Genomic DNA, 11,495 nt, shown 5'->3' with positions numbered 1-11,495 from the left:
AATCCATGCAATGTTCCAAAGATCTTACGTTTGCGTACAGCTTTTCTTAATAATTCCCCATCGCTAAGTATTTCTACTTAGCGCAAACTTGGGATGCTCCCGTTTATTTTAAGGCTGAACTGGAAGCCCTAGAAAGAGGGAGTGCTGTAGAAGTAGATTTGGACAATAAAAATAGCAAGCAGATTGTGGGATGTGGTCATGCTTGGTTAGATACGGATATCAGGATTGTCGATCCTAATAATTTAACTCAGTGTCTTGATAATCAGGTGGGTGAAGTTTGGGTACATAGTGCTAGTGTGGCTCAAGGCTATTGGAATCAAGAAGAGAATACAGTAAAAACATTTCAGGCTGAGCTAGTAGAGACAGGAAATAAAAAGTTTCTCCGTACTGGCGATCTTGGCTTTATGAGCAATGGTGAATTATTTATTACATCGCGACTAAAAGATCTAATTATTATTTGGGGAAGGAATCATTATCCTCAAGATATTGAATATTCTGTGCAGCAAAGTCATACAGCCTTACGTTTGGATTGTGGGGCAGCTTTTGCCATAGAAGTAGACGATCAAGAAAAATTGGTAATCGTTCAAGAGATAGAACGTACATTTTTGAGAAACTTGAATGTCGAGGAGGTTGTATCTGCCATTCGGGAATCCGTCTCTCTGAATCATGATTTACAAGTTTATGCGATCGCTTTGATTAAACCAGCCAGCATCCCGAAAACTTCCAGTGGCAAAATTCAGCGTTATGCTTGTCGTCAAAAATTTTTGCAAAGTGATCTAGCGATCGTTGGAGAATGGAGGCAAAATATAGTAGATATAGATTTATCATTGGATGTCGAGGCTATTCATGAGGGTGTAGTGGATCAAGAAACTATAGAGAACTGGTTGACAACAAAAATAGCCAATTCATTAGGACTCGATCCTGAAGAAATTGATCCTGAAGAGTCTTTTGCTAGCTATGGCTTAGACTCATCGGTAGCGTTAGGACTCACTGGTGAGTTATCAGCTTGGCTTAATCTAGAATTGGAGACGATTTTGTTTTGGGAATATCCAAAGATTTCTCGATTAGCGGCTTATTTAGCGGATGAAGTAGTTAAAACATAGGAGATTCTGAAATCATGAGTCCTAAGAAAATTTTATTCAATCCATTTGATAAAGAGTTTCAACAAAACCCATATCCTACCTACGATCGCCTTCGACAGGAAGATCCAGTTCACAAAAGCATTTTCGATACTTGGATTGTCACTCGATATGCTGAAAGTGAATCTATTTTGAAAGATAAGCGCTTTGCCATAGATAATCTTCCTGAGCGCCTTAAACAAAAAAATCGCTACCTGAAAAATGGTAATCTCAACCCTCTTGCAGAAACACTTGACAAATGGTTATTTTTTTTAAACCCACCTGAACACACCGATCTTAAGGCAATTTTAGCGCCATTATTTTCTCAATCTGCACTAGAATCAATGCGTTCTGAAATTCAAGCAGTTGTTGATAATTTATTGGATGATCTTTGTCAAAAAGGTGAGATGGATATCATTGCCGATTTTGTTGCACCCTTAGCTTCATTAACTATTTCTAAAATCATAGGATTACCTGTTGAAGATTATGATAAGTTAATTAACTGGTCTTCTGATTCCATCGTTGTTTTTGAGCATCCCATGTCTTTGGAGAATTACCAAAAACGAAATCAAATAGTTATTGAAAACAAGCAGTATTTTTTAAAGAAAATAACGGAATATAAACAATATTCAAATAATGGTTTAATTAGTTATTTGATTAACAAAAAAAACAATGAAAGTCTAATGACCGATGATGAGATAGCCAGTATCTGTATTATGCTAAGTGATACGGCACAAGATTCAATGAAGGGGCTAGTTGGTAATGGGATGTTTGCTCTTTTAAATGATCCACAAAGCTTAGAATATTTGAAACAAAATCCTGATGAAATAAAAAATGCTGTAGAAGAATTTTTGCGCTATGACAGCCCTATTCAGTTTGCAGCGCGTATGGCTATAGAAAATGTGGATATTGCTGGAAAATCTATTTGTCAAGGCGACACAGTACTCGTTTATCTTGGGGCGGCTAATAGAGATCCAGAAATATTCTCGAATCCAGATCGACTTGATTTCAATCGTCGTAGTCGTGGTCTTGCATTTGGGGGTGGGATTCATCATTGTTTAGGTCAGTTTCTTGGCAAACTGGAAGCTCAAGTTGCGATTAACGCTCTAATCCAAAGATTACCTAATATTTCCCTCAATACTCAACATATAACTCATTATAAAAGCATTATGTTGAGACGATTAATATCATTACCGATCAAGTTTGAGCCTTCACTTTCTTAATAATTTAGATAACTGTAATTACTATAACTAGCATTGGATAATATTGAAATTATGACTAAAAGCAAAAATCTGTTTAATGCATTTGACAAGGATTTTCAGAATGATCCTTACCCTACTTATGAGCGTCTTCGGCGCGAAGATCCGATTCATAGAAGTATCTTCAATACTTGGGTTATTACCCGTTATGCGGATGCTGGTGCTATTTTAAAAGATAGACGATTTCAAGTAGATAATCTTCCTGAACGTCTAAAACAAAAAAATCGCTATCTTAAAGATGTAGTATCAATTTACATAGGTGCGGCAAATCGTGATCCAGAGCAATTTATTAATCCCGATTAGCTTGATTTTAGTCGAAGAAATCGTAATCTGGCTTTTGGTAATGGGATTCACTATTACTTAGGATTATTTTTAGCCAAGGTGGAAGCTCAAATTGCGATTAAAACTTTAATCCAACGTTTACCTGATATTCATTTAGGTAATCATAAACTAGAATGGGAAAAGCCTGCTTCTATAAGAAGATTAAAAACTTTAAATGTGCTATTTTCTAAGTCTGTATAGGTATTTAAATCGTTGAGATTTTACCTATAATTCATTTAAAAGCATCAGTTAACTTTCGTATCTTGATAATAGCAAGAGACAATCTTAATTTAAAATGAGTAAAGAATTGATCGCAATTATTGGGATGGGATGTCGGTTTCCGCAAGCTCCCAATCTTTATGAGTACTGGAATAAATTGTGTGAAGGTATTGATACTATTGGGCAGTTGCCTTGCGAGCGGTCTGCTAAGGTTCAATCAAATGAGCGTGGAGGATTTTTAGAACAGGTAGATCAATTCGATGCCGAATTTTTCGGAATTCCTGCTAAAGAAGCGATCGCAATTGATCCTCAGCATAGACTTTTATTAGAAGTAGCTTGGGAAGCATTGGAAGACGCGGGACAAATTCCTGGCAACTTATCGGGAATGGATGCTGGTATTTTTGTTGGGATTTCTTCCAATGATTATTATGCAATCGCTAGCCAGCATCAGGATGTTCCAGATATTAAAGACTCGATTGGAAATGATTATGGTATGTCAGCTAATCGAATTTCCTATTATTTTGATTTTCGTGGCTCTAGCATGGGTATTAATGCCTCTTGTGCATCTTCATTGGTGGCTATTGATTATGCTTGCAAAAGTTTGCGGAATGGAGAAAATTCTATTGCCTTAGCCTGTGGAGTAAATATAATCTTATCTCCTGAGGTTACAGCTAGATTTGCCAATGCGGGGATCCTTTCTCCAGACGGACGTTGCAAATCCTTTGATGCGAAGGCTGATGGATATGTGCGGGGAGAAGGAGTGGGAGTTGTAGTTTTGAAATTGCTATCGCAGGCTGAAGTGGATGGCGATCGCATTTATGCAGTGATTCGTGGAAGTGCCGTTAATCACAACGGTCGCAGTAACGGCTTAACCGCCCCCAATATGCAAGCCCAGATTGATCTACTCCAACAAGCTTATCGGCAAGCAGGAATTGCGCCTAACTCTGTGCATTATATTGAAGCTCATGGCACGGCAACACCTATTGGCGATGCATTAGAAATGAAGGCTTTAGGATCAGTTGTGGGGAAAGGTCGCGATCTAGATAATCCTTGTCGAGTGGGCTGCGTAAAAACAAATATTGGTCATACAGAAGCTGCTTCGGGAATGGCGGGTTTGATCAAGACGGCTCTTTCTCTTTATCATCGTCAGATACCACCTAACCTACATTTTCAAGAACCAAATCCTTCAATCCCTTTCAACAAATTGGGGCTAAAGGTTCAAGAAACATTAGAATCTTTACCAGAAGAAATATACCCACTTCGGGCTGGAGTTAGTGCCTTTGGCTTTGGTGGCACTAATGCTCATGTTGTATTAGAGGAATATCCATCTCAAGCTAAATTAAAATCTATTACTAAGAGTGACTTGCCTTTAAAAGTTTTGACTCTCACAGCCAAGACCGCAACAGCTTTACAAGAGTTAGCCATCCGCTATCAATCTTTTCTACAAGAACAGCCTACGGTATCTTTAAATGACATTTGCTTCACGGCAAATACGCGGCGATCGCATTTTAAGCATCGTCTCGCGATCATTACCAAATCAAAAGATCAATTGAGCGCACAACTAAACGCATTTATTCAAAAAGAGCCATTAGCTGCTGTACTGAATGATCAAGTTAATCGTCGCAAACCAGCACCTATTTATTTTGTTTGCACTGGACAAGCTAGTAAAATCAAGTCTATTATTAAGTCTCTTTATCATAGCCAAATAGATGCCTATTCTTTTTTACAAGAATGTGATTTGGTTTTAGTATACCATACAGGAAGCCCACTTTTAGAACTTATCGAGCAAGATAGCCTTAATAATAATTCTTACTGTGATCTTGTAAATTTTATTTGTGAATATGCGATCGCTCGACTATGGATATATTGGGGAATTGAGCCTAAAAGCATTATAGGCAATGGTACTGGTAATTATGTTTCTGCAACTATAGCTGAGATTTTAACCTTAGAAGATGTAGTTTCGTTAATTCTTAAAAAGAGTACATTAGAAGAATTAAATTTGAATTTTCAGCCTGCAAAGATTTCAATAACCTCGCCTATAACTGGTTATACAATAAAAGTAAACCAAGTAATTTCTAAAGATCAATGGCTACAAGAATTTGATGCAGATGCTAACAATTTTGTAGGAGCATTTAACCAATTCATAGCAAATAATTATATTCAACTAGATTTAGGCACTAATGAGATTAAATTTCTGGATAAAATCAAACTGAATTCAGCCAGTGTGGATAATAACACAATTGACAGCTTAAATGATGCTAGTTTACTGTCTTTACTCTCAAATTTAATTAAGTTTTGGCTAATGGGAATTAAGGTCGATTGGGCTAAAGTTGGTGATTATAAAAACTGTTATCCAATTTCACTGCCGACTTATCCTTTTGACCGCCAATCCTATTGGATTAATTCAAGTTCAGACAGCTCTATAAGTCCAGCGCCAGCAAAATCAGGCGATCGCCAATCTAACACAGCTACAGCGTTCCACATAGCGGAAGATATGTCTGGAGAATATGTTGCCCCTCGCGATGAAATAGAAAAGCAGCTTACTCAAATATGGCAAAGAACTTTAAAACTTAGTTATATAGGCATTCACGACAATTTTTTTGAACTAGGTGGCAACTCTCTTCTATCCGTAAGCGTGCTATCCGAAATAGCTCTAAATTTTGATATTAATATGTCCATATCGACAATATTTCAGGCTCCAACGATTGAAAAGTTGGCTAACATTTTAAAATCTGAAGCAGAAATTTTCCCTTGGTATTCTCTTGTCCCTATTCAACCTAGAGGCACTCGCCCTATTCTATTTGCTATTCATTGGCTGAAGTATAAGGATCTATCTCATTATTTAGGGGATAATCAACCTATTTATGGTTTACATTATGGAATGGGGGATAATACAGGTAATCCTATCTCCTATCCCAAAATAGAAGATTTAGCATCTCACTATATTCAAGAAATGCGATCGCTTCAGCCAGATGGTCCTTACTTTTTGATGGGTTACTCTCTCGGCGGCACTATAGCTTTCGAGATGGCACAACAACTAACTGCACAGAATCAAAAGGTAGCTTTGCTGATAATGTTTGATACTTATTTAATCAAAGATAGGATTGTCTTTTATCCGAAGCCTCAGAAATTAATTAATAGATTAATTGATAAACTATGGATAATGGTTGACTCTATCTATCGTTTAGGTTTTGTCGAGTATGTGAACCAAAAAAAGATCATAATCAAAATAAGATACCAAGCCCTGATTTCCAAATATTTTCCAAATATCAATATTCCTGAAACAGTTTACGAATATATACCCAATCTTCAAGAGTATCGACCCAAGCCTTATTGGGGGCAAGTGCTATTCTTTAGAGCTACCAAGAGTTATTTAGGCTTTGACGTTGATTTTCCAGAAGAACATTGGGAACAATTACTGAAAGGCAAAGTAGAAATTATCCATGTCTCAGCCAATCATATCAGTATTATCGAAAAGACCTATGCCAAAATGTTAGCTAAAAAAATCACCCAGTCAATCGATCACTTTCTAACCTGATTGGCTGGTACAATTGCCGTGGGCAAAGTAAAAATCTTGATAAAAATGAGCCTGTAGTCATTTACAGCAACTATCGAGAACAAGTTACTCTGCCAACAGTTTACCGTATATTTTACTTTGGATTTGTATTAGTTTGTTTCCGCAAATAGCGTTTGCCCAAAAACAAGCAACCCAATACTAATAAGCCACCAGAAGGGTCAAACTTAAACTGATCAAGTTTGACATTGTTTAAATTTGGTGCTGATACCCTGAGACTGCTATCACCCCCTAAGATAGCAATATTGGAATTGTTGTAACTGGCATTTGTTAATTTATAGGGATATGTGATGCCAGTTTTTGAGTTTGCTGTCGGGGCAATGTCATTTTTAAATGAGACAAAGGAAGTATGGTTAGGTTCTTTTGACTCCCCATAATGCATGGTAAATAGACTGCTATGATCCACTGACAGTATCTTTGGGGTTTCAGCTACATAGATATTGTTCAGTGAAAGGATATCAAATCCTTTAATATGAGAATTTAAGGATTTATCAAAAGAAGATATTTTGGCATCAGGACTAACTGTAGATTTGGGAAGATCCTGAATAGGCGACTGAATTGGAGTAGAAATAACGTTGTTGTTATCTGCGCTAGAAGAATTAGATAGATTAAATCCAATGGCATAGGAGCAATCTTTAGCTGACAGAAGACCTATGTTTAGTAAGCTAAGTACAGCTATAGATACCAAAGATTTTGCCACATTGAAAGATTCTGTAACATCTGCAAGCATAGTTTTTCTATTAACAAATAATTAAATGAGAAATGCAAATAATTTTAGATAAGCTCATGGAGAACTAATCTTTTTCTCTGTAGTGATACCGATTGACTGACAGATCCCCCGAAAAGCAGTCAGGATATCCACGCTACAAACACTTAAATCTGTGACTCACACAACTGAGTCAGACACCCCAATTGATAAGGTGTTTAAAGAATTTCGTTAGGCTATGAGATAAGTAGCTAGGCAGTGCAAACCTAAGCAAATAAATCAGGACGACATCAGTTTAAATGAAGTCATGTTTTCCTAAGAAAGACAAGCCTAGAAGCAGAACTTACCGAACCTAGGGAGTTTGTATTAGCTGAAGTACCGTTAGAGCAAAATTTACCCAATCAGATTTGATCGAGTATAAATAAAGTCAAATAAAATTGACAAACATCTATTGCAAAACAGCGACTGTCTAGACAACCGTTTGTCTAAATTATTTAAGTGTAAAGTAAGTATAAAGGCTTTCATACTGCTTTTATCTAAGCTCTGTTCCTATTCCTGAGCATAACTATAGCATGGATTTGTTTACCTACGCAATCCCTATTTTCAACAAGATCTATTTGGGTATTAAGGCAGACAAGAGATATAGAAGGAAAAGACCTTCTGAAAAAGAGAAGTTATAGGAGGTTTCATTTTCCTTACGGCAAAATAGCAGCTCTGGCTCCTTAATCAAATTGAGTTGCCCTTTTCAAATGAGTCTGTACTTATTGCAAGTACTGAAAATTAGTAGGGTTAACCTAAAGATCATTTTAACTGCTTTTACTCAAAACCTTGTAAATAGGCTATTTAGCTTTGCTGTAGTTGGCTTTTGTAAATCAGCAAGAATAGATTGCCGATCGCCGCTTTTACTGCTCAAATTGGGGCATTTCTAGAGCGATCGCCGATCGCTCTAGCTGGACATTGGGCTGCTTGACCCTAGCGGCAAAGGCTAAGGGATCGAGGTCAAACTGCTCGAAAAGCTCCCGACCACGAATACATTTCATATCAGGATTTTCGGCAGCACCGCTAACTATCCACAGTACAAAGTTTTTATTACTCCGCGCATTCTCAATCTCGATCGCGGAAATGGCAAAGGAGGCGCGATCGCTGGTAAAGCTTTTGATGATCACTGCTTCCTGTTGATCGTTTCTAGCGCATTCAAGATCGTAGCCAACCTGCGACTTATCGACTGATCGTACCATCCAACCATCACGCATATATTGCGCCATCACCGAGATCATCGCCAATTTTTCGGCAGTGCTAGGATCTTCGATGGAAAAGGGAATGGGCTTTTCGACCACGCGATCCACGACCCTTTCGACCACGCGATCCACTAGTTTTTCAACTTCTACGATCTTCTCCACCTCAACTAGTTTTTCGACCTCAACGATTTTTTCTACCTCAACTAGTTTTTCAACTTCAACAATCCTCTCCACCTCGACAATTTTTTCCACCTCAACAATCTTTTCGATCGCCTCAGTCAGATTACCCATCGCCACCTCTGCTTGGGCGATCGCGCGATCGTTAGAAATGGTTTCAGGGGGCTGAGTCACGATCAAATCGCTACTTTCTTGATCGTCATCCGCATCTAGGCTGACCCCAAGGGCGATCGGGGCAGCAATGGGCGCTCCATCGTTATTAGGTAAAAGATTGACCGCCGCTTCCACCGCAGGGGCGATCGTGTAACTGCTCTTGGGCTTTGCCTTGGGCAGCGAGTCGATCGCTAGGGTTTCGAGCATTTCCTTAGCTTTCTTGGCTTTGTCGGGTTTGCCTTGAGTTTGATACAGCACGATCGCCTTGCGTAGATCGTCACCCGCAAGGGTTTCATCGGCGATGTTGGGCTGAGCATAGGTCAAGCCGCGATAGTAATAGGCATCGACATTGCTAGGCTGAAGTTCGATCGCATAGCTAAAGTCGCGGATCGCTTCAGGATATTCCTTGAGGATGTAATGGCAACGTCCACGGCGAAATGCCGCCAAGTCGCGCTCAGGGGTTAGCTCTAATACGCGGTCATAGCAAGCGATCGCCTGTTCGTAACTTTTGAGCTTGAAATAGGTATTGCCCAGTGCCAAATGAGCATCGCTGTAGTTAGGATCGATGGCGATCGCCCCTTGAAAATCTGCCAAAGCCTGCTGCAACTGGGACAGCAAAAAGTTGATCTCACCACGCTTGTAATAGGCAAGCCTCGCCTTATCGGGACGCATGGCGATCGCTTTACCATAGTCGCCCACCGCCTTGGCATATTCCTTCAAACTCACATGGGCATCCCCTAAACCCAGATAAGCCTTAATAAAATTGGGATTTAGCTTCAAAACTTGACGAAAAGACTCCAGCGCATCCTGTGGGAAACCTTGCTGAATATCCTCTAGCCCCCAGCGATAATAGACCTCAATTAGACTAACGCCTTTCCCTGCCCTTGCCGCTTTCTGGACTTGACGCTCCCACTCGCGATCGAGCATCTTCACATATTCATCCCGAAATACACCTGCATCGGACTGGGGTTCTAGGGGCATTCCTTGGAAGTGGGGCAGTTGCCGCAAATAGTCAGTTCGGAGCGGTTCATCAAAGCTGACACAGGCATCCCAAGCCACCCATACCCGAAAATTATTTAACTGTGAGTCAATGTCGTATGCCTCACTAAGCTCACGATATCGCGCCGATCGCTGTTTCAGTTGATATTCGCGATCGGCTGGCACGACCGTACCCGATGCAAAGTAACCTTGATTAGCACTGCCAATGCGTTTAAAGTAAGCGCGATCGCCCACCTTGAGCGTTTGAATGTTGCCACAGTTCCATGTAACGATGTACTGCTCCCCCTCTGAAATATCGGCGATCGCTTCACGAATAAAATCGCGAATCTCAGGCTCAGTCTGTTCGTTACACAGGAAAATTCTTGTGACCATATTGGCTATCTTGCTACAGCTTGTAAAGCTAACTTTAGCTGATTTTATCGCACTCGCTAGTGAAAAGACTAGAAGTTATTTTCACAAAAAATTATCTCGCCATCCCATAGCCCTAGTTTCTGGGGCGTAAAATTGAACCCGTGGAATACTTGGATAATTAGTGATGTACTATTGGCGAAAATTTCAGGCAGCTTTGATTTTTTATACTTGTTTACCATTACCAATCAAAGCACAGTTAGATTTTCGTGGCATTGCTCTCTATGCACCTCTCATCGGCATTCTCATTGGCTTGACGATCTCCACCCTAGATTATGGATTGACAATCATTAAACCCAATGCCGAATTCATCTATTTGCGATCGCTGCTAATGGTTTTACTAGGGCTATGGATCACAGGCGGATTACATCTAGATGGGGCGATGGATGCTGCCGATGGTTTGGCTGTTGACGATCCCCAGCGCCGCCTTGAGGTAATGGCGGATAGTCGCGCAGGAGCATTTGGGGCGATCGCCGCCATTGTGATTCTATTGCTGAAGGTGATAGCGATCGCCGCCATTTTGCAGCATCGATTTTGGATTATTACCAGCATTTGGGGATGGGCGCGTTGGGGGCAACTAAGGGCAATCATGCAATACCCCTATCTCAAAGCAATAGGAAAAGGGAAGTTCCATCAGGAATGTTTGCACGATTATCAAGTGTGGTTAATCGCGATTTTATTAATAATAGGAAACTTGGCGATCGGTTGGTATTGGCAATTATTACCCCTAGCGATCGCCATAACTATAATTAGCGGCGGCTTAGCTTGGGGAATAGGAGCTTGGTTTGCGCGTCAGTTTGGCGGACATACTGGGGATACTTACGGGGCGATCGTGGAATGGAGCGAGGCTCTGAGTTTATGTGCGATCGCGCTAATTGGCTAAATGGTTGCGCCCATGGACGGCTTATACCTTCTCAACAGGTTCAGGCTTCCAAGTTTCGCCGTACTTATCCTTGAGTGCAGCCCATGCTTCGACTTGACCTTCAGCATATTCGCCTGGCTTACCCCATTGCAAGAAAGCACTCATTTGAGGCTTATCATCAGCATCAAGGAAACGGATAGCGTAGGTGGTGAAATTGCCCCGTTTGGCTGCGGCAGTTTCAAAGCGGACATCCGTAATTTTGTCCATATTTAGGTGAAACTCGATATGCTCGGAGTGCATATTGGCATATTTGCCCTTGGGGAGTTCCGCGTAAAATAGCTTCTCGATATTTACCCTAGCCTCTAGCACACCTGCATCACTGGTGACGATCAGGCGGACTAAGCCAAGGGTGTGACATTCTTCTAAAAAATCTTTTAAAGTGGGCATGGGTGGTAATTGGG

At 40.3% G+C, this 11,495-nt stretch carries 8 protein-coding genes; 5 read left to right on the top strand and 3 right to left on the bottom strand.

Going from position 1 to position 11,495, the window contains the following annotated elements; all coding sequences use genetic code 11:
- The first annotated feature begins 158 nt into the window (after nucleotides 1-158).
- The 4 genes from H6F44_RS13745 (at nucleotide 159) to H6F44_RS13730 (ending at nucleotide 6,455) form a co-directional block, all read left to right on the top strand.
- Nucleotides 159-1,103: a phosphopantetheine-binding protein gene (locus H6F44_RS13745; RefSeq protein ID WP_190351594.1), complete on the top strand. Its 945-nt coding sequence runs from the start codon at nucleotides 159-161 to the stop codon at nucleotides 1,101-1,103.
- A gap of 14 nt (nucleotides 1,104-1,117) precedes the next feature.
- Nucleotides 1,118-2,341 carry a cytochrome P450 gene (locus tag H6F44_RS13740; protein WP_190351593.1) on the top strand — a complete coding sequence of 408 codons (1,224 nt, stop codon included), beginning with the start codon at nucleotides 1,118-1,120 and terminating at the stop codon, nucleotides 2,339-2,341.
- A gap of 33 nt (nucleotides 2,342-2,374) precedes the next feature.
- Complete coding sequence (locus H6F44_RS22860) at nucleotides 2,375-2,680, top strand: hypothetical protein (protein ID WP_199302127.1); 306 nt, start codon at nucleotides 2,375-2,377, stop codon at nucleotides 2,678-2,680.
- A gap of 313 nt (nucleotides 2,681-2,993) precedes the next feature.
- Nucleotides 2,994-6,455: a type I polyketide synthase gene (locus H6F44_RS13730; protein WP_190351592.1), complete on the top strand. Its 3,462-nt coding sequence runs from the start codon at nucleotides 2,994-2,996 to the stop codon at nucleotides 6,453-6,455.
- Nucleotides 6,456-6,567: 112 nt separating this feature from the next.
- Here H6F44_RS13730 and H6F44_RS13725 read toward each other — a convergent pair whose 3' ends face one another.
- Entirely contained in the window at nucleotides 6,568-7,221 is a 654-nt protein-coding gene (locus tag H6F44_RS13725; RefSeq protein WP_190351591.1) for a hypothetical protein, read from the bottom strand.
- Between the two features lie 878 nt (nucleotides 7,222-8,099).
- Nucleotides 8,100-10,136 (bottom strand): tetratricopeptide repeat protein, encoded by a 2,037-nt coding sequence (locus H6F44_RS13720; RefSeq protein WP_190351590.1) that lies wholly within the window; start codon nucleotides 10,134-10,136, stop codon nucleotides 8,100-8,102.
- Nucleotides 10,137-10,299: 163 nt separating this feature from the next.
- On the opposite strand from H6F44_RS13720, the gene cobS reads away from it, so the two are divergent.
- Nucleotides 10,300-11,055 carry an adenosylcobinamide-GDP ribazoletransferase gene (gene cobS / locus H6F44_RS13715; RefSeq protein ID WP_190351589.1) on the top strand — a complete coding sequence of 252 codons (756 nt, stop codon included), beginning with the start codon at nucleotides 10,300-10,302 and terminating at the stop codon, nucleotides 11,053-11,055.
- A gap of 21 nt (nucleotides 11,056-11,076) precedes the next feature.
- Here the strand turns inward: cobS and H6F44_RS13710 are convergent, their stop codons facing one another.
- Nucleotides 11,077-11,481, bottom strand: coding sequence for a ChuX/HutX family heme-like substrate-binding protein (locus H6F44_RS13710; protein WP_190351588.1), 405 nt, complete (start codon nucleotides 11,479-11,481; stop codon nucleotides 11,077-11,079).
- Nucleotides 11,482-11,495 lie beyond the last annotated feature (14 nt).

It is taken from the genome of Pseudanabaena cinerea FACHB-1277, assembly GCF_014696345.1.
GTDB lineage: Bacteria > Cyanobacteriota > Cyanobacteriia > Pseudanabaenales > Pseudanabaenaceae > Pseudanabaena > Pseudanabaena cinerea.
Note: the sequence above shows the minus strand (reverse complement) of the source record. Positions and strands in the feature narration are given on the sequence as shown.

Excerpts from the sequence above, each read along its gene's own strand:
- H6F44_RS13710 (WP_190351588.1), bottom strand. The coding sequence starts at position 11,481 with ATGCCCACTTTAAAAGATTTTTTAGAAGAATGTCACACCCTTGGCTTA.
- H6F44_RS13725 (WP_190351591.1), bottom strand. The coding sequence starts at position 7,221 with ATGCTTGCAGATGTTACAGAATCTTTCAATGTGGCAAAATCTTTGGTA.
- H6F44_RS13740 (WP_190351593.1), top strand. The coding sequence starts at position 1,118 with ATGAGTCCTAAGAAAATTTTATTCAATCCATTTGATAAAGAGTTTCAA.
- cobS (WP_190351589.1), top strand. The coding sequence starts at position 10,300 with ATGTACTATTGGCGAAAATTTCAGGCAGCTTTGATTTTTTATACTTGT.
- H6F44_RS13730 (WP_190351592.1), top strand. The coding sequence starts at position 2,994 with ATGAGTAAAGAATTGATCGCAATTATTGGGATGGGATGTCGGTTTCCG.
- H6F44_RS13720 (WP_190351590.1), bottom strand. The coding sequence starts at position 10,136 with ATGGTCACAAGAATTTTCCTGTGTAACGAACAGACTGAGCCTGAGATT.